The 18539-nt window shown below is 56.0% G+C and carries 19 protein-coding genes; 8 read left to right on the top strand and 11 right to left on the bottom strand.

The window, feature by feature from the left end; genetic code table 11:
- Nucleotides 1-23: 23 nt before the first annotated feature.
- Nucleotides 24-569, bottom strand: coding sequence for an electron transport protein HydN (hydN, locus tag DFO56_RS19835; RefSeq protein ID WP_020454941.1), 546 nt, complete (start codon nucleotides 567-569; stop codon nucleotides 24-26).
- Nucleotides 570-705: 136 nt separating this feature from the next.
- The gene (locus DFO56_RS19840) at nucleotides 706-1719 is read right to left on the bottom strand and encodes a LacI family DNA-binding transcriptional regulator (RefSeq protein ID WP_020454942.1); all 1014 of its coding nucleotides are present in this window, start codon (nucleotides 1717-1719) and stop codon (nucleotides 706-708) included.
- Nucleotides 1720-1984: 265 nt separating this feature from the next.
- On the opposite strand from DFO56_RS19840, the gene ascF reads away from it, so the two are divergent.
- From ascF to DFO56_RS19860, 4 genes are all read left to right on the top strand, one after another.
- Nucleotides 1985-3427: a PTS cellobiose/arbutin/salicin transporter subunit IIBC gene (gene ascF, locus DFO56_RS19845; protein WP_045510983.1), complete on the top strand. Its 1443-nt coding sequence runs from the start codon at nucleotides 1985-1987 to the stop codon at nucleotides 3425-3427.
- Nucleotides 3428-3448: 21 nt separating this feature from the next.
- Nucleotides 3449-4873, top strand: a complete 1425-nt coding sequence (locus tag DFO56_RS19850; protein WP_045510986.1) for a 6-phospho-beta-glucosidase — start codon at nucleotides 3449-3451, stop codon at nucleotides 4871-4873.
- Nucleotides 4874-5040: 167 nt separating this feature from the next.
- Nucleotides 5041-5934, top strand: coding sequence for an SDR family oxidoreductase (locus DFO56_RS19855; protein ID WP_020454945.1), 894 nt, complete (start codon nucleotides 5041-5043; stop codon nucleotides 5932-5934).
- A 65-nt stretch (nucleotides 5935-5999) separates the two neighbouring features.
- Nucleotides 6000-7826: a glycoside hydrolase family 15 protein gene (locus DFO56_RS19860; RefSeq protein ID WP_045510988.1), complete on the top strand. Its 1827-nt coding sequence runs from the start codon at nucleotides 6000-6002 to the stop codon at nucleotides 7824-7826.
- A 73-nt stretch (nucleotides 7827-7899) separates the two neighbouring features.
- Here DFO56_RS19860 and DFO56_RS19865 read toward each other — a convergent pair whose 3' ends face one another.
- From DFO56_RS19865 to DFO56_RS19900, 8 genes are all read right to left on the bottom strand, one after another.
- Complete coding sequence (locus DFO56_RS19865; RefSeq protein ID WP_045510991.1) at nucleotides 7900-8952, bottom strand: bifunctional transcriptional activator/DNA repair enzyme AdaA; 1053 nt, start codon at nucleotides 8950-8952, stop codon at nucleotides 7900-7902.
- The gene (locus DFO56_RS19870; RefSeq protein ID WP_045510994.1) at nucleotides 8936-9703 is read right to left on the bottom strand and encodes an isocitrate lyase/phosphoenolpyruvate mutase family protein; all 768 of its coding nucleotides are present in this window, start codon (nucleotides 9701-9703) and stop codon (nucleotides 8936-8938) included. The genes DFO56_RS19865 and DFO56_RS19870 overlap by 17 nt, the downstream gene beginning before the upstream one ends.
- A gap of 217 nt (nucleotides 9704-9920) precedes the next feature.
- Nucleotides 9921-10163 carry a hypothetical protein gene (locus DFO56_RS19875; protein ID WP_052679813.1) on the bottom strand — a complete coding sequence of 81 codons (243 nt, stop codon included), beginning with the start codon at nucleotides 10161-10163 and terminating at the stop codon, nucleotides 9921-9923.
- A gap of 133 nt (nucleotides 10164-10296) precedes the next feature.
- Nucleotides 10297-10596 (bottom strand): helix-turn-helix domain-containing protein, encoded by a 300-nt coding sequence (locus DFO56_RS19880; RefSeq protein WP_020454950.1) that lies wholly within the window; start codon nucleotides 10594-10596, stop codon nucleotides 10297-10299.
- A complete protein-coding gene (locus DFO56_RS19885) occupies nucleotides 10584-10946 on the bottom strand; it encodes a type II toxin-antitoxin system RelE/ParE family toxin (protein ID WP_045510997.1) in 363 nt (120 codons plus the stop codon). The genes DFO56_RS19880 and DFO56_RS19885 overlap by 13 nt, the downstream gene beginning before the upstream one ends.
- A gap of 106 nt (nucleotides 10947-11052) precedes the next feature.
- The gene (locus DFO56_RS19890; RefSeq protein ID WP_045511000.1) at nucleotides 11053-11760 is read right to left on the bottom strand and encodes a helix-turn-helix transcriptional regulator; all 708 of its coding nucleotides are present in this window, start codon (nucleotides 11758-11760) and stop codon (nucleotides 11053-11055) included.
- Nucleotides 11757-12149 (bottom strand): amino acid-binding protein, encoded by a 393-nt coding sequence (locus tag DFO56_RS19895; protein ID WP_045511003.1) that lies wholly within the window; start codon nucleotides 12147-12149, stop codon nucleotides 11757-11759. The genes DFO56_RS19890 and DFO56_RS19895 overlap by 4 nt, the downstream gene beginning before the upstream one ends.
- Before the next feature lies 1 nt (nucleotide 12150).
- Nucleotides 12151-12465, bottom strand: a complete 315-nt coding sequence (locus tag DFO56_RS19900; protein WP_045511006.1) for an antibiotic biosynthesis monooxygenase — start codon at nucleotides 12463-12465, stop codon at nucleotides 12151-12153.
- Between the two features lie 231 nt (nucleotides 12466-12696).
- On the opposite strand from DFO56_RS19900, the gene DFO56_RS19905 reads away from it, so the two are divergent.
- Both DFO56_RS19905 and DFO56_RS19910 read left to right on the top strand, forming a co-directional pair.
- Nucleotides 12697-14556: a beta-glucoside-specific PTS transporter subunit IIABC gene (locus tag DFO56_RS19905; RefSeq protein ID WP_045511140.1), complete on the top strand. Its 1860-nt coding sequence runs from the start codon at nucleotides 12697-12699 to the stop codon at nucleotides 14554-14556.
- A 39-nt stretch (nucleotides 14557-14595) separates the two neighbouring features.
- Nucleotides 14596-15600: a LacI family DNA-binding transcriptional regulator gene (locus tag DFO56_RS19910; RefSeq protein ID WP_045511009.1), complete on the top strand. Its 1005-nt coding sequence runs from the start codon at nucleotides 14596-14598 to the stop codon at nucleotides 15598-15600.
- A 16-nt stretch (nucleotides 15601-15616) separates the two neighbouring features.
- On the opposite strand, the gene DFO56_RS19915 is transcribed toward DFO56_RS19910, so the two are convergent.
- Entirely contained in the window at nucleotides 15617-16480 is an 864-nt protein-coding gene (locus tag DFO56_RS19915; RefSeq protein ID WP_045511011.1) for an aldo/keto reductase family oxidoreductase, read from the bottom strand.
- Nucleotides 16481-16577: 97 nt separating this feature from the next.
- Here DFO56_RS19915 and DFO56_RS19920 point away from each other — a divergent pair, with 97 nt between their 5' ends.
- Both DFO56_RS19920 and DFO56_RS19925 read left to right on the top strand, forming a co-directional pair.
- Nucleotides 16578-17498 (top strand): LysR family transcriptional regulator, encoded by a 921-nt coding sequence (locus DFO56_RS19920; RefSeq protein WP_045511014.1) that lies wholly within the window; start codon nucleotides 16578-16580, stop codon nucleotides 17496-17498.
- Between the two features lie 50 nt (nucleotides 17499-17548).
- On the top strand, nucleotides 17549-18505 hold the full coding sequence (locus DFO56_RS19925; protein WP_020454959.1) for a sensor domain-containing diguanylate cyclase: 957 nt from the start codon (nucleotides 17549-17551) through the stop codon (nucleotides 18503-18505).
- The last annotated feature ends 34 nt before the right edge of the window (nucleotides 18506-18539 follow it).

Genomic DNA, 18539 nt, shown 5'->3' on the forward strand with positions numbered 1-18539 from the left:
GTTAAAAGTGAAATTCAGATTGTTTAGAACACCAGGGAAACGGCGCCATCCAGCGCGGCGCGACGACGTTTTTCCGCGCTCATCTGTTCCAGTAAGTTGCGATCGACACACACCAGCGCGTTGGTCGGGCAGGCCTGCATACAAGCGGGGCCGCTTTCGCGGTGGTGGCACAAATCACATTTGTTGGCTTCGGCTTTCTCGGCACGCACATTCAGGCCTGCGCCGCTGTGACGAATAACCGGGCGCACTACCACTTCCATCGCACCGTACGGGCACGCCACTACGCAGGTTTTGCAGCCAATGCAGCGCTCCTGCATCACATGCACAAACCCTTCGTCGCGGCTGATAGCACCGTTCGGGCAAACATTCGCGCAGGGCGCATCTTCGCACTGACGGCATAATGTCGCCGTCGACACATTGACACCCTTGATGACATGAATACGCGGCAAAAACGTCTCCGGGGTGAGCGCCGCGCAATCCTGGTTTTCCTGATGAGATACCACGCAGGCGACCTCACAGGTGCGACAGCCGATGCATTTTGCTGCGTCAGCCATAATAAATCGGTTCATGAATTCCTCCGGTAAAAGGCGATATCCCGCCGGAGTATTCACAAAGCGTGCCAGAATTATAATTAACTGTTATTAAAGGAGATTTATAAAATCAGTGGGCTGTCATCGACAGAAGTGACGATGACAGCTGACGAGATCAGGCGTGCGGGCCATTAATAATGGAATCGCGAGTGATGAGCTCGCCGGGAAAGGTTTGCTGGTAGTGAAAATCGCCGCCATCGAGCATAAAGATCAAGCGGTTAATCGTCTCTTTGATCATCTCCGTGACCGGAATTTTCACGCTGGAGAGCGCCGGCACGGTAAATGGCGCAATGGCAATATCATCAAACCCCACCACCGACACCTGCTGGGGTACCGCGAGCTGGCTTTGATGCAGCTGCTTTATCGCGCCGATAGCCATATCGTCATTGCTCGCCACCAGCGCGGTGAACGTCGCCTTGCGGGAAAGCAGCTCCGCCACGCCCTGCGCACCGCTGGCTGGCGTCCATTTCCCTTCGGCTATCAACTCATTACGCACATCGATTCCGTGCTGCGCCAGCGCGTCTTTATAGCCCGATAAACGCTCAATACCGGTGGGCGAATCCAGCGAACCGGTAATAAACGCAATATCGCGGTGACCGCGGGAGATAAGCCGCGACACCACGCTCAGGCTGGAGGCTTTCTGATCAGAGTAAACGCAGTGGCTGGCGTGTTTACGCAACCGGCGGTTGAGTACCACGATGGGCTGCGAATGGTTGTCAATAATCTCATCGAGTTCATCCACGCTAAGAAAGCGCGGATAAATAATGATCGCGTCGCAGCGCAAATCGAGCAGGTACTGGATCGCCTGGCGCTCCTCTTCGGCGCTGTGTTTACCATCTGCCAGCAGTAATCGGCGGCCTTTATCTTCGGTCATGCGCGCGGCGTGGGAAAGCAGCTCGCTAAAGTAAACCCCGTGATAGAGGGTGTTGGTGACCACCAGCCCTAAGGTCTGGGTTTTGCTGGAAGCCAGGCTGCGCGCCAGCAAATTCGGACGATAACCGCTTTCGGTAATGGCCTGAAAGACGCGCGCTTTCGTCTCTTCGCCGACATACCCTTTGCCCGTCAGCACGCGGGAAACGGTGGCTTTCGACACTCCGGCCCGCTTTGCTACTTCCTGCATTGTCGCCATCGATCCTACCCCTGCAAAAATCGTGACCCGAAGTGTACTTCAGGCGTTGCGATGATGGGAACACCTAACCCCGACAGATGAACATTTCGCACCCACCTCATTAAGTGATCATCATCACGATTATAAAAATAACCCCTTTTTACGTATTGTTTCACACAATGAAACTCATCATGATTTTGTGGAACCGGTTACCTATTTCATGTTTCATGGCCGCAAAATTGCAGTGATGAAGCCGTACCTTATTGATAGAACAGGACAAATCTCCATGGCAAAGAATTATGCCGCGCTGGCCCATTCGGTGGTGAACGCGCTGGGCGGAGCCGATAATATCGCCGCCGTAACGCACTGCATGACGCGTCTGCGTTTTGTAGTGAAAGACGAAACCCGTATCGACGCGCCTACGCTCAAAAGCGTCAGCGGCGTTATGGGTGTGGTACGCAACGATAACCAGTGCCAGGTGATCATCGGCAACACGGTTTCCCAGGCGTTTCGCGAAGTGGTCAGCCTGCTGCCGCAAGATATGCAGCCGGTTGAAGTACAGACGAAGCAAAAACTGACGCTGCGCCGCATCGGCGCGGGCATTCTGGATGCCTTAATCGGCACCATGTCGCCGCTAATCCCGGCGATCATCGGCGGATCGATGGTTAAACTGCTGGCGATGGTGCTGGAGATGTCCGGCGCGCTGCCAAAAGGCTCCTCCACACTGACGATTTTGACGGTGATTGGCGATGGCGCTTTCTTCTTCCTGCCATTGATGGTGGCGGCCTCTGCGGCGGTGAAATTCAAAACCAATATGTCGCTGGCAATTGCCATCGCCGGGGTGCTGGTGCATCCGAGCTTTGTCGATCTGATGGCGAAAGCCGCACAGGGCGAGCACGTTGAGTTCGCGCTGATCCCGGTGACGGCGGTGAAATACACCTATACGGTGATCCCGGCGCTGGTGATGACCTGGTGCCTGTCGTATATCGAACGCTGGGTGGATCGCATTACACCGGCGGTGACGAAAAACTTCTTAAAACCAATGTTGATCGTGCTGATTGCCGCGCCGCTGGCGATTGTGCTGATTGGCCCGCTCGGTATCTGGATCGGTAGCGCGATTTCCGCGCTGGTCTACACCATTCACGGCTATCTCGGCTGGCTTTCCGTCGCCATTATGGGCGCTCTGTGGCCGCTGCTGGTAATGACCGGTATGCACCGTGTGTTCACCCCAACCATTATTCAAACCATCGCGGAAACCGGCAAAGAGGGCATGGTAATGCCGTCGGAAATCGGCGCGAACCTGTCGCTCGGCGGCTCTTCGCTGGCGGTGGCATGGAAAACCAAAAACCCGGAACTGCGTCAGACCGCCATGGCGGCAGCGGCTTCCGCGATCCTGGCCGGTATCTCAGAACCGGCGCTCTACGGTGTGGCGGTGCGCCTGAAACGCCCGCTGATTGCGAGTTTAATTAGTGGTTTTGTCTGCGGTGCGGTCGCCGGTATCGCCGGGCTTGCCAGCCACTCGATGGCGGCACCGGGGTTATTTACCAGCGTGCAGTTCTTCGATCCGGCTAACCCGATGTCCATTGTGTGGGTATTCGGCGTAATGGCGCTGGCGGTAGTGTTGTCATTTGTGTTGACGCTGCTGCTCGGGTTTGAAGATATTCCCGTAGAAACCAGTGACAAACCGCAAGCGGCCGAGCCGGCCACTGTAAAAGAAGCACGAGCCTGATTTAAGAAAGCGAGGTAACGCATGTCAGTATTTCCGCAAGGATTTTTATGGGGCGGCGCGCTTGCCGCCAACCAGTCGGAAGGGGGTTATCTGGAGGGCGGCAAAGGGCTGACCACCGTGGATATGATCCCGCACGGCGCAAACCGTCTGCCGGTGAAACTGGGACAGGAAAAACGCTTTACGCTGCGCGATGACGAATTCTACCCAAGCCACGAGGCGATCGATTTTTATCATCGCTACAAAGAAGATATCGCGCTGATGGCGGAGATGGGTTTTTCGGTGTTTCGTACCTCGATTGCCTGGAGCCGCCTGTATCCGAAAGGCGATGAACTGACGCCGAACCCGGAAGGGATTGCGTTTTACCGGGCGGTGTTTGAGGAGTGCAAAAAGTACAATATCGAACCGCTGGTCACGCTGTGCCATTTCGATGTGCCGATGCATCTGGTCATCGAATATGGCTCATGGCGTAACCGCAAAATGGTGGAGTTTTTCACCCGTTATGCGCGCACCTGTTTTGAAGAATTTAACGGGCTGGTGAAATACTGGCTGACCTTCAACGAGATCAACATCATGTTGCATAGCCCGTTCTCCGGCGCGGGGCTGGTGTTCGAAGAGGGGGAAAATCAGGATCAGGTGAAATACCAGGCGGCGCACCATGAGCTGATAGCCAGCGCGCTGGCAACGAAAATCGCCCATGAAGTGAACCCGCAAAACCAGGTAGGCTGCATGCTGGCAGGTGGGAATTTCTACCCCTACTCCTGCAAACCGGCCGATGTGTGGACCGCACTGGAAAAAGATCGCGAAAACCTGTTCTTTATCGATGTGCAGGCGCGCGGCAGCTACCCGGCGTACTCCGCGCGCGTGTTCCGCGAAAAAGGCGTCACCATTGTCAAAGAAGCCGGTGACGACGAAATCCTGAAGAACACCGTCGATTTTGTCTCCTTCAGTTATTACGCTTCGCGCTGTGCGTCGGCGGATATGAACGCCAACAACACCAGCGCCGCCAACATCGTGAAATCACTGCGCAACCCGTACATTGAAGTCAGCGAATGGGGCTGGGGCATCGATCCGCTGGGTCTGCGCATCACCATGAACATGATGTACGACCGCTACCAGAAACCACTGTTCCTGGTGGAAAACGGCCTGGGCGCGAAAGATGAACTCAACGCCAATGGCGAAGTGGAAGATGATTACCGCATCAGCTACCTGCGCGAGCATATCCGCGCGATGGGCGACGCTATCGAAGATGGCATTCCGGTTATCGGTTACACCAGTTGGGGCTGTATCGATCTGGTGGCGGCATCAACCGGTGAAATGAGCAAACGCTACGGTTTTATCTATGTTGACCGTGATGATGCCGGTAACGGCACGCTGGCACGCAGCCGTAAAAAATCATTCTGGTGGTACAAGAAAGTGATCGCCAGTAACGGGGCCGATCTCGACTAAACACCGCGCCACACAAGAGGGGCAATACCGACGCATGTCATCGTTGCCCCTCTTTTCCCCGCTGTTTACAGACTTTTCTCAATGCCGGTTTGCCGCATGATAGCGTGACAACGCTCACATCTATGCCAGGCTTAATGACGTGTACAACAACGTCTGAAGGAGAAAGCATGGCAGAGCAAAGCCCAAAAACCACGCTAGCACCGCACTATCCTACTCCTCCGTTTGTCGAACAACCGCAGCCCGCACCGGGTCTTGCCAGCAAAATGAAACCTGTGCCGGATCACGGTGAAACCAGCTACCGGGGTTCCGGGCGCTTAGCGGGCCGTAAGGCGCTGATTACCGGCGGCGACTCCGGCATTGGCCGGGCGGTTGCCATTGCCTATGCCCGCGAAGGCGCGGATGTGGCGATCAACTACCTGCCGGAAGAGGAATCCGACGCCGCCGAAGTGATCAAATTGATCGAAGCCGAAGGGCGAAAGGCCATCGCCATTCCGGGGGATATCCGTTCAGAGCAGTTTTGCCAGACGCTGGTTAAAGAGGCAGTCGCCAAACTTGGCGGGCTGGATATTCTGGTCAATAACGCCGGTCGTCAGCAGTTCAATGAGTCGATTCTGACCCTGTCGACCGAAGATTTTGACGCCACCTTTAAAACCAACGTCTATGCGATGTTCTGGATAACCAAAGCCGCCGTGGAACATCTGCCGCGCGGTGCCAGCATTATCAACACCTCTTCGGTGCAGGCGTATCAGCCAAGCCCCATTCTGCTGGATTACGCGCAGACCAAAGCGGCGATTGTGGCGTTCACCAAATCGCTGGCGCAGCAACTTGGTGAAAAAGGCATCCGCGTCAATGCAGTGGCTCCAGGCCCATACTGGACACCGCTGCAGTCGAGCGGCGGTCAGCCACAGGAAAAAGTGCAGCAGTTCGGGGCCAGCGCACCGCTGGGCCGCCCGGGTCAGCCCGTAGAAATTGCCCCGCTGTATGTCACCATGGCCTCGGCGGAAAGCAGCTACACCTCCGGGCAGGTCTGGTGCTCTGACGGCGGTACCGGCACGCTGTAACTCCCCCCGCTTCCACTCTGTATGGCCGCCGTCTGGCGGCCATCGCTGGTAAGGATCGCAACACCGTGAAGAACACAGTCTCGCACTCTCCTGTCCGGGAGGATGGCTTTGCCGAACCCGGCGATTACGCCGCGATTGGCGAAGGACGCTCGGTCGCACTTATTGCCCCCGACGGGTCAATTGACTGGTGGTGCGCGCCGAACCTGGATTCCCAGCCGCTGTTTGATCGCCTGCTCGACCCGGAGATTGGCGGTTTTTTTCAGTTAGCGCCACAACAACCTTACACCGTGACGCGCTGCTACAGGCAGGACAGCAATGTGCTGGAAACCACCTTCACCACCGCCAGCGGCAAAGTATTACTTACCGAATCTATTAACAGTACGCTCGCCGGACGTTTGCCATGGAGCGAGCTGGCGCGCCGGATTGAAGGTCTGGAAGGCGAAGTGGCTTTAACGCTGAAAGTGCGTTTCGGGACGCGGGCAGAAACCTGTTCGCCGTGGATGAACAAAACAGCGCACGGCAACGTCTACCATATCGCCGATTTAATGGCGATGCTGCGCACCAGCGAAGAGGTCAATATCACCGACGCCGACGATGAGCAGGTTAATGGTCACATGACGGTTTCGGCGGGCCAGCGGCGGCTGGTTGCACTACTGGTGACTGAAAAAGAGCCGCTGGCAGTCCCGAGCCTTGAAGCAATTGACGCGCGCATTGAAACCAGCCATGCCGCCTGGTGCGACTGGAGTAAAAGCCTGAGCTATGCAGGGCGTTACGCAGAACATGTCGGGCGTTCCGCGCTGGCATTGAAATTCCTCTGGTATTCCCCCACCGGTGCGCTTGCCGCGGCAGCGACCACCTCCATTCCTGAAGGTATTGGCGGTGAGAAAAACTACGACTATCGCTACGCGTGGATCCGCGATGCCTGCCTGATCATTAAAGCCTTTGCCTTTTTGGGGGCGCTGGAAGAGTGCAAAGCCGCCTTCTCCTGGCTTTCAAAAACCATTATCCGCCACGGTGTCAGGCTGCAGGCCTGTTACACCCTCGAAGGGGATGAAGTGCCCTGTGAAACGTACCCGGCGCTGCGGGGCTACAAAAACTCACAGCCGGTGCGAGTGGGTAACAACGCGCGCGACCAGCTACAACTCAGCATGTACGGCGATATGCTGGCAACGGCGGAGCTGTTCGTAAAGGCGGGCCACGTGCTGGATCTCACCACCTCGCGGCTGCTGGGCGAGCTGGCAAACTGCTGTGCCGATCACTGGCGGCAAAAAGATTGCGGGATTTGGGAACTGCCCGAGCTGCAACATTATACCCACTCCAAGATGGCGTGCTGGCTGGCGCTGGATATGGCCGTGTTGATGGCGAAAGAGAAATACATTGAGCCAACGTGGGTCGGGCGCTGGCAACGCGAGCGGGATCGCATCCGCGACTGGATCGAAACCCATTGCTGGTCACAGAGCAAACAGGCTTACCTCTTTTACCCCGATAGCGAAGATCGGCTTGATGCTTCGCTGGCGCTGGTTTATCGCTATGGTCAACATGTTAATCCTCAGCGCATGCTTGCCACTTACCGGACCATTGAAGAGGAGCTGGGCCACGGCGGCGCACTGGTCTACCGCTACAGCGGCGTCGAACAGGAAGAGAACACCTTTGTCGCCTGTTCGTTCTGGCTGGCGGCAGCCTGGGCGGCAATGGGCGAGACAACCAAAGCCGAAGCGGCAATGGATGCGATCCTCAGCGCCCTTTGCGATAAAGGCAATGTCGAAACCTTTAATGAGATGTTCGATGTTCGCACCGGCAAGTGGAGCGGCAACCTGCCGCAGGGTTTAAGCCACCTGGCGCTGATTTGCGCCGCGCAGGCGATTACCGATCACGGCACATCCCCTCCATAAACCGGTATGTTGCCAACGCGCTCGCAGTCACAGCCCGCAACCGGAGGAATTTCTGCCAAAGGGGTTAACAGCGCTACCGCATAAGATGGTTTTTCTCATGCGCGATCAACCACGCTTTGCGCGCGATACCGCCACCGTAGCCGGTCATGGTGCCGTCTTTACCAATGATGCGATGGCAAGGAATGACAATCGCCACCCGGTTCGCACCATTGGCCGCCGCGACGGCACGTACCGCGGTGGGTTGTGCAAGGCATTCCGCCAGCGCCTGATAATGCGTGGTCTGGCCGTACGGCACCGTTTGCAAACCTTGCCAGACGCGGCGCTGAAACGCGCTGCCGGGCAGATCCAGCGTCAGCGAAAACTGCTGTCTGTCGCCCGCGAAATACTCGCCGATCTCTTTTTCCGCCTGCCGGGTATGCCGGTTTTCCCCGGCGATAATGCGCGCTTTCAACAAGCGCTGTAAGTCGCTGAATTCGGTCTCCAGCATGCGTCTATCCACAAACTCCAGCAGGCAAACGCCCTGTTCCGTGGCGCAGACAAACATCGGGCCAATCGGTGTGGTGAAACGGTGGATCATGATCACCTGCTGCCCGAGGCTCGGTGCCGCACCAGTGAGTTTTTTACAGGTATAACCAAAGCCGCTGAGCGATTCATAACCGCTGTCAAAGGCAACATCGGTGGCGCTGCGCCCGCCTTTCAACTCCTGAAGCGCGACATTTACCCGCGACATGCGCTGAAAAGCCTGAAATGTGATGCCATGTTGCTGCAAAAACCAGCGGCGCACACGCTCCGGGCTGATGCCTTGTTCGCGCAGCAGCGTGTCGCTGATACGCATTTTAGGATTGGCGCGAACCAGCGCTAACGCCTGCTCGATAAAGCCCGGTGCCGAACAGGCATTTTCCGTTGGTCGACACACTTTGCACGGGCGGAAACCGGCATCGAGCGCTGATTTCATCTCGCGGAAAAACACCACATTTTCCCGCTTCGGCTTACGCGCGCGACAGACGGAAATACAAAAAACTCCGGTGGTTTTGACGCCGACAAAAAAGAGGCCGGTGTATTCAGAAGCGCGATCGAGTAGCGCCTGATACCAGGTATCGCACTGCACTTTATCCGTGATTTGCATAGTGGAAAACGCCCTCAAACGATTGCTGTGTCTGCACGCTCAACAGGATGTTTTTCAACTGCGTTTGTAACGCGGCATGAACAGCATTGCCCATCGAAATACGGCGCACGCCAAGCGTGGCCAGTTCGGTGAATCCTGCCAGCCCCGGTACGCACATCACATTGAGCGGCAAAGGGATCTGCTGGGCGATAGCGGCTATATCCGCGTTTTGCATCACGCCAGGCACAAACAGACCGTCCGCGCCGTGTTGAGCATATAATTGCCCGCGATACAGCGTCTCTGCCAGCGCATTTTCCACGTTCAGCAAGAACGTATCGGTACGGATATTCAAAAACAACGGACACGGCAATTGCGCGCGGATTTCCCGTAACTGCCGGGCGAATTGCGTGGCGTCAACCAGTTGCCGTTCACCATTGACCACGCGGCTATCTTCCAGATTAATGCCCACCACACCGAGCTTTATTAAGTGTTGCAGGTTATCGGCAATGGCTTGCGCGGTTTGGCCATAACCGGCTTCCATATCCACGCTGAGTGGCAGATCGCAGACGGCGCGAATGCGTTTCACCATAAACAGCAGTTCGGCAAACGGCATTTGTTCGCCATCGTCATAACCGAGCATTGCGGCAATGGCGGCGCTGGACGTGCCCATCGCCTGATATCCGGCCTGCTCTGCCGCCTGCGCGCTGGCTGCATCCCAGACATTGGCGAGCAGTAATGGTGTGGTTTGATGGTGAAAAGCGGTGAAATCCATGGTCGTCTCCTGGGGCGCTAAGTGGAGTCAGTGTGGCGTTTGCCGTCTACTCCTCACAACCGAAAATCGGACGACCATTTTTTATATGTCGGGCAGAGGCCGTTTTAGTGCTGGCAATCACGTTACCGGGCACGGCGCGACGATCATTGCCTCAGGCAGTGTTGGTAATCATCGATGTTGCTGTGGATCGGGTTGTTGCGGTAATAGATCACCGGAATCAATTTTCCGGAGTGATCGCGACCGAGATCCAGGGTATGGGTGGGCACGTTTGATTCTTTTTGCTGTAGCTCTGGCCGTTTGTCGCGAACGCATTGGCCATCACAATATCGACCTTGGCCAAATCGTTCGGCGTTCCGGGAAAGGCAATGACGATCTGCGCTTCAACCCACAGCGGATCGTTGTTGATTTTTCGGCTGAGGAAATAATATTTACCAAAACAATAAACGGCAGCGCCCATCATTGCTGTAAAAGGTATCCATACCCAATCTCATGAAAGAACGCGCATTTTCCTCACATCATCCAGTTTGCTTGTAGGAGCCGGATAAGGCGCAAATCGCCATCCGGCAATGTATTCACGGATTTTGGCATCAATATCAGATATGAAATGCAACGCGTTTACCCGTCGGCAATGTGATATCAATGCTTAACTCACCGCCTAACGCAGAGACATAGCGCTTGAGAGTAGAGAGACGGGGATCGTTGCCAGGCTGCTCTATCTTCGCCAGTGTCGGCTGTTTGACGCCCATGACTCCGGCAAGCTCGGTCTGGGAAATATTCAATTCTTCACGTAGCTGGCTCAATACAATGTTGCGGCGCAGCTCATTAACACGCTCTTCAATTCGCGCCTGGCTTTCAGGGCTGCGTTTCGCTAAAAGGTCGTCTAAGGTTGCCACGCTAACTCCTTATTTCGCATATAATTTTTGAACTCTGCGTCGGCTATTTTTATCATCTCTTTATAAAATCGTTTCTCGTTAACGCCCGTTTTATCTCCGGCGCACAACACAATACCCCGCCGCGTAGAATCGAACGCAAAAAAGGCGCGAACGGGAGAACCTGCATACTGGATCCTCAACTCTTTCATATTGCTATAGGTTGATCCTTTTACAGTATCAACATAGGGGCGCCCAAGCTGCGGGCCAAACTCACTCAGGATCCTGAAAACCGCTAAAACCTCATCCTGCAACAGTTCTGGCTGGATGCTAAACCACACATCAAAACGCTCCGTCGTAATCACTTGCCACATTGCCGTTCCCTCATAGCTTTCTTGCTATGAACGGAAATTATAGCCTGAAAGCTATGCAATCAAGGAAAGTTTAGCCATTCCTGAATGCGTGTCGACAATTTTCTTTTCACTCTTTCACACCAAACACCCGATAAAACGCAGTTTTTCCCTCTTCGGTTACCGTGACTTCACGATAACCGGGGCTTCTGCGCAGCCAGCCCTGCTGTTCAAAAGCAATCAGTAGCGCCGCGCCTGCATCGCCGCCGAGGTGAAAACGCCGCTCGCTCCAGTCCAGACAGGCGCAACAGGGCTTGCGCCGGGTGCGCGGATCGAGGGTGACGCCAATCTTCTCAAGGCTGCGTTTGCCTGAATCCGTCACCGCGCTGCCATCGTCAGTGATCCAGCCTTCGCGCTGCATAAACGCATACACGCCAACGGCAATCTCACCGGCAAGATGATCATAACAAGTACGCGCCTGACGCAGCGCCAGCGGCGTGCGGGTGACAGGTGCCTGCACACCGCGCATGGATACGCTCATCATCGTTTCCAGCAGCGCGGCGACATCGCTGCCTGCCAGCCGGTAGTAGCGGTGCCGTCCCTGCGACACGCAGACCAGCAGCCCGCTGGCGAGCAGTTTTGCCAGATGCGCGCTGGCCGTTGACGCGGCAATATCCACCACCGCGCTCAACTCGGTCGCGGTCCACGCCCGCCCGTCCATTAACGCACAGAGCATTTTCGCCCGGGAAGGCTCCGCCATCGCGCTGGCAAGGCCAGAGAGCATCTCCTCCAGCAGATGCGGTTGTTCCTGCGCTTTACGTAGTTCATTGCCGGTCATTGCGGTTGTACGTCCCATCGTTGTGTTACCTCGCGCGCCAGCGGATCGTTATCGGTGAGCAGGATCAACCGGTTGTCATGATCGCTGTATTGCACAAGGATATTGATATTATATTGCGCGATCGTGCGGGCAATTTCGCCTAACTCGCCGGGACGCTCCTGCTTCAGTTTGCGGATAACCGGCAGGGTTACGGCATGTACCGTTAAACCCACAGCGGTTAACACTTCCCGGGCGCGCTCGCCGTCGACCACCAGGAAGTGCGCATGGCATTGATCGCCTGCGGTAAACACACCGCCCCCTTCCAGCCCGACACCATGTTTACCGAGCGTTTCGCCAAGCCGTGCCAGTTCGCCCGGCGTATTATTCAGGATAACGTGAATATCGTACATATTATGGCTTCTCCGGGGTTGATGCGTAATCGCGAAAAACCGTGGCAACACGGATGCGGTAGGACGAAAAAATGGCTTCCCGCCCTTCGCGCTGAGCCGCCTGGTGTAGCACATTGCTCTTCCAGGCGTGCACTGATGCTTCATCGCGCCACCATGACAGTGACAACATCTTCCCCTCGTGGCTCAGGCTCTGAAAACGTTCGATCGCGATAAACCCGTCGATGTCTGCCAGTATCGGCTTGAGTTCAGCGGCTAATTGCAGGTAACGCGCCTGCTTACCTGCGGCGATATCAGCTTCAAAAAGTACGGCGATCATAACGTGGCTCCTCATCAATAATGAGCCGCCAGTGTTGCGCAGATGCCGGGCCCACGCTTCGTCCCCTGACGAAATATGGCTGTCGATTTCCTTTCCCTAATACAAACCGAGAAGTGATTTAGCTCGCAGATCTCCATGAAACCGGTTGCAGGCGTGGTTTACCAGGTTAGCATGAAACCGGTTTCACCCAGTTACACCAACTCAGTTTCCGATAATAAAAGGGAAATAAAAATGGCCGTTATCAGGGATTACAACAAGTTAGCAAGTGATATCCTCCGCGAGGTCGGCGGTGAAGAGAACATCAGTAATTTCTCCCGCTGCGCTACGCGTCTGCGCCTGGTATTGAATCAAACGCCTGACACGGCGAAAGCCAACATTCAGAGCCTGCCAGGCGTGATTGCGGTAGTGGAAAGCGGCGGGCAATTTCAGGTGGTGATTGGCACCCACGTCGCCGATGTGTTTAATGCGTTGAGCGGTATGGTGAAAGAGAAAGACGGCAACGGAGCGCAGCCGAAAACTCGCTGGCTGGATGCGGTGATCGCCACCATGTCGGCGGTGTTCGCGCCGATTGTCTATATTCTTGCCGCCGCCGGGATTTTGCAGGGTTTACTGATTCTGCTCGGGCTTGCCGATGCGCAGATCAAATCCTCCGGCACGTTTGCGGTGCTGAACTTTATGTCCTGGACACCCTTCGCATTCCTGCCGGTGTTTATCGCCATTACCGCCGCGCGTCATTTTAAATGTAACCCTTTTATTGCCGTGCTCTGTTGCTGCGCGTTAATCAACCCTGAGTGGACAGCGATGGCCGGGAAAATCGCCAGCGGCAGTGAAGTGAAATTCCTCTTTTTCCCGCTGGCGGAAACGGTTTATACCTCGTCAGTGCTGCCGCCATTGTTCCTCGTCTGGGCGCTGTCGTGGTTTGAACGCCGCGTTGAAAAATGGCTGCCTGAAGTGGTGAGCCCGTTGTTTACACCGCTGCTTTGCTTCGTAGTCATTGTGCCGCTGACGTTAATTGTGATTGGCCCGATCACCAGTTGGGCTGCGCTTGGCGTCGCGCACGGGTATAACACGCTGTTCCACGCCGCACCGGCACTGGCGGCAGCGATTATCGGCGGTGTCTGGCAGGTGATTGTGATTTTTGGCGTCCACTGGGGCATTACGCCGGTGATCATGGCCAACTTCGATACTCAGGGCTATGACTCTTTCCAGGCTTATCAAACCATTGCGGTGATTGGTCAGATGGCGGCGGTATTCGGCGTGTTTATCAAAAGCCGCAACAAGCAGCTGAAGGCAACCTCGCTGTCGGCAGGCGTGACGGCGATTTTTGGTATTACCGAACCGGCGATTTATGGCGTGACGCTGCGCTTTAAAAAACCGTTTATCTGCGGCTGTATTGGTGGCGCGATTGGCGCAGTCGTCGCCAGCCTGTTTGGCAGCCTCTACTATGCTTATGCCGCACTGCCGGGCCTGTTCACGCTGGTCAACGCGATCAGCCCGGATGCGCCAATGTCGTTTATTGGCGAACTGGTGGGCGCGGGCACCGCGATTGTGCTAACCATTGTGATGGTGCAGTTTGTCGGGTTTGACGATCCGGTCGAAGCTGTGGTTTCTGATGAGAAAAACGCGGCGCTGACTGTCGGCTCCCTGCAAATGCTGAGCCCCATCAAAGGCGAAGTTATTGCGCTGGAAAGCGTCGCGGATGAAGCCTTTGCCGGAAAAGTGCTGGGCGATGGCGTCGCCATCATCCCGCACGAAGGTAAAGTTGTCGCCCCTTGTGATGCACAGGTCGCAACATTGATCGACTCTCATCACGCCATTGGCCTGATATGTGATAATGGCGCGGAATTACTGATTCATGTTGGGCTTAACACCGTCAATCTTCAGGGGCAATATTTTACGCCGCTGGTCAAAGAGGGCGACCGGGTTAGCGCCGGAACACCGCTGCTGGCCTTTGATAAAGAACACATTGAGCGGGCAGGTTACGACCTGACCACGCCGGTGCTGGTGGTCAACAGCGAGGAGTTTACGCTCACTCGCCATCAGTCGCAGGGCGCTGTCAGTGCGGGAGTTCCGCTGATGTCGCTGGCCTGAAACTGGCCGCCGCAATAATAACAACAGTGAGGTTTAACGATGGTAACGATACTGGATGTCGCCAGGCTGGCCGGCGTCTCCAAAGCGACAGTATCGCGCGCGCTAAACGGCAAAGTTTTTGTCCGTGAGGAAGTGAAAGCCCGCATTATGCAGGCGATTGCCGAAACGGGTTATCGTCCCAATCAGCTGGCGCGCAATCTTGCCAACAATAAAACCAACTCTGTCGGGCTGGTCATCACCAACGGGCTGTATAACGGCCCGTTTTTCTCCAGCATGATTTACCACGCGGCGACCAACAGCGAGCAGCACGGCCGCCAACTGGTGCTGGCGGACGGAAAACACAGCGCGCAGGAAGAGCGCGACGCCATCGACCTGCTGCTGTCGCTGCGCTGTGAAGCGATCATGATCTACCCCAAATACCTGTCGGTCGCCGAACTCGATGAGATCATCGAACGCAACCCGACGCCAATCGTGGTGATCAACCGGGAGCTTACCCGCCACCGCAACCAGTGCGTGTTTGTCGATCACCAGCAAAGCTGTGAAACAATGATGGAATACCTGTTAGCACAGGGGCATACGCGCATTGCGTTTGTTGCCGGTTCTGACGCTTCCCCTACCGGCGAGAGCCGTTTAGCCGGTTATCGTAAAGCACTGCGCAACGCCGGGATCGAACCCGACCCGCAACTGCTGGTGCGCGGTAGCTGGAGTACCGACAGCGGTTATGAGGCGGGGCGTGAACTGCTGGCGCGCAATGTGCCGTTTACCTGCGTGCTGGCCGGGAACGACGATATGGCGATTGGCGTGGCGAAAGCCTGTTATGAAGCGGGTTTGCGGCTGCCACAGGATGTGTCTCTGGCCGGGTTTGATGATTCGGTTATCGGCAAATATTACAACCCGTCACTGACTACCATCCATGTTCCGATGGAGGAGATGATCCGTAACGCCATCGAAATGGTTCTGATGCCAGAGGCGACTGCCATTAGCGCTCATCGGGGCGAGCTGGTGTGCCGTGAGTCGGTGATTGCGCCTAAAACTGCCCGGTAGACCGGGCAGTTTCTGATTACGCCTGCGCAATAGCGTCGAGTTTCGCCAGCGCATCCGGCGGCAAAGTGAGTTGCGCGCTGGCGAGGTTTTCCTGCAAATGCTGCGGTGACGACGTACCAGGGATCAGCAGGATATTCGGCGAGCGCTGCAACAGCCAGGCCAGCGCTACCTGCATCGGCGTGGCACCCAGCGCAGTCGCGACTTCATTCAACTCGCCTGACTGCAACGGCGTAAAGCCGCCAAGTGGGAAGAACGGCACATAGGCGATCCCCTGCGCATTCAACGAATCAATCAGCGCGTCGTCATGGCGGTTCGCCACGTTATAGAGGTTCTGCACGCAGACAATCGGCGTCATTTTCTGCGCATCTGCCACCTGTTTCGCCGTCACGTTGCTCAGACCAATATGGCGAATCAGCCCGCGCTCTTTCAGCTTAATCAATGCCTCCAGCGGCGCTTCAAGCGGCCCCTCTTCCGGCCCATGCACGCCGAACATGGCGCGCAGGTTCACCACTTCCATCACTTCAAGGCCGAGATTTCGCAGATTATCTTCAACGGCTTGCGTTAACTCTTCAGCGCTGAATGCGGGCAGCCAGTTGGCTTTATCATCACGGCGCGCGCCGACTTTGGTGACAATGCACAGATCATCCGGGTACGGATGCAGTGCCTGCTTAATCAATTTATTGGTGACATGCGGGCCGTAAAAATCGCTGGTGTCGATATGGTTCACGCCTGCGGCAATCACATCGCGTAGCACCTGCAACGCTTTCGCTTCATCAGCGGGCGGCCCAAACACGCCGGGCCCCGCCAGTTGCATGGCACCATAACCCAGGCGACCAACCTGGCGATCGCCCAGACGAAAGGTAAGTGAAGGTTGAGACATGGAGTACCTCCTGTGCATTAAGTAAACAGATTGTAGGAGTATCGTTGCTGTGCAACAATCCGCTGAAATTAATACACACTGTACGGTTAACCGAACAATGAAGCTGGACTTCGCCCTGCTGAACGCCATTGTGGCGGTCGCTAACGCCGGAGGCTTTCGCGAAGCCGCACGCGTGACCGGCACCAACCCTTCCCGCCTGAGTGATGCGGTGCGCCGCGCTGAACAGCAGCTCGGCGTGCGCCTGTTTAACCGCACCACCCGCACCGTGGCGCTAACCGATGCGGGTAAAGCGCTGATGGAGCGACTGCAACCGGCGATGAGCGAAGTGGACGCGGCGCTCGATGCCATTAACCGTTACCGATCAACACCCAGCGGTACGCTGCGCCTGAACGTGCCGGTCAGCGCTGCCCGGCTGGTGTTGCCCGCCATCGTACCCGCCTTTCTGGCGCACTATCCGGACATTCAGCTGGAAATCGTGGCCGAAAGTAACGTGCAGGATGTCTTTCGCGATAGCTGTGACGCGGGCATCCGCTATGACGAATGTCTGGAGCAGGATATGGTCGCGCTGCCCATCGGCCCGCGCCGCCAGCGTTTTGTCGCCGCTGCCTCGCCCCATTACCTGCAACAACATGGCATACCGCAACATCCACGCGATCTGATTGCGCATAACTGCATTCGCGGCCGCTATGCCAGCGGCGTGATGCCGGAGTGGGAGTTCGAGCGCGATGGCGAAACATTGCGCGTACAGGTCAATGGCACCTTAGTGGTTAGCGTCGGCGCGGCAATGGATCTGGCCGTGCAAGCCGCGATTGCCGGAAGCGGCATTATTTATCTGTTTGAAGAGTGGTTGCACTCACCGATTGAACGCGGCGAACTGACGCCGGTGCTGGAACCCTGGTGGTTGTCGTTTAACGGCCCGTACCTCTATTACAACTCCCGGCGGCTAATTCCTGCGCCTTTACAGGCGTTTATCGATTTTGTGCGCACACAGGCAAGTTACGGATATATAACGCGATGATCAGAAGAACTGTCTACACTTTAGGAAACAGAACAGAGCGAGGATGAGCTATGATCTTTCCGGCCATGCCAGTCAATGAAATCGAGCGGCTGAAGTCGCTATATATGATGGATTTGCTTGATAAAAAGGATGATGAGCGCTTTGACCGGTTAACCCGTACGGCGAAGACCACCTTTGACGTACCGATCGCGGTCATCAGCCTGCTCGATCGCGATCGTCAGTGGTTGCTGTCGCGCAGCGGTGTCGATACTCACGAAACGCCGCGCAATCTCTCCTTTTGCGCACACGCCATCCTCGAAGAGGGGACTTTCATTGTGAAAGATACCCTCGCCGATCCGCGTTTTGCCGATAACCCGTTTGTCATTGGTGAGCCCTGGGTGCGCTTTTACGCTGGCTGCCCGGTGCGCCTGCCGGACGGGGCAATTGCCGGGACGATTTGTATTATCGACACTTACCCGCGCCCGTTCTCCAGTGCGGAAATCAACACCCTGCTCGACTTCGCCGCCATCGTGGAAGATGAGTTTTTGATCCTCAGTATGGCGATGACGGACAGCCTGACCGGGATGCCAAACAGTCGTGGTTTTTACCGCACCGGCGAGAAGCGCTTTGCCTGGCTAAAAGAGCATAAAAAACCCTTCAGCCTGCTCTATTTCAGCATTGATAATCTGAAAGCCATCAATGAGTTGCTGGGCAGCAAAGAGGGCGATGAGGTGGTAAAAATCTTCGCCAGCAACCTGACAAAATGTATTAAAGAGCAGGATATCGCCGCGCGTCTGGGCGGCGGGGAGTTTGCGGTACTGCTGGGAAATCTCGCCGTGAATGACGTGGATGCGTTTTTGTTCGATCTGCAATCGCGGATGGACGCCATCGATCATCTGTCCGGTAAGAATTACCACATCAACTATTCGCACGGCATTATCGAAAACGGCGGCAGTCGATACGCCACGCTGCGCGATATGCTGGAAGACTGCGACAAAGTGATGTACGCGGAAAAGCGTCGCCGTTAGTCGTTAAATAACTGCGCCGGACAACCGGCGCACC

The sequence above is a fragment of the Kosakonia sp. AG348 genome (assembly GCF_003337365.1).
In the GTDB taxonomy this organism is placed as follows: Bacteria; Pseudomonadota; Gammaproteobacteria; order Enterobacterales; family Enterobacteriaceae; genus Kosakonia.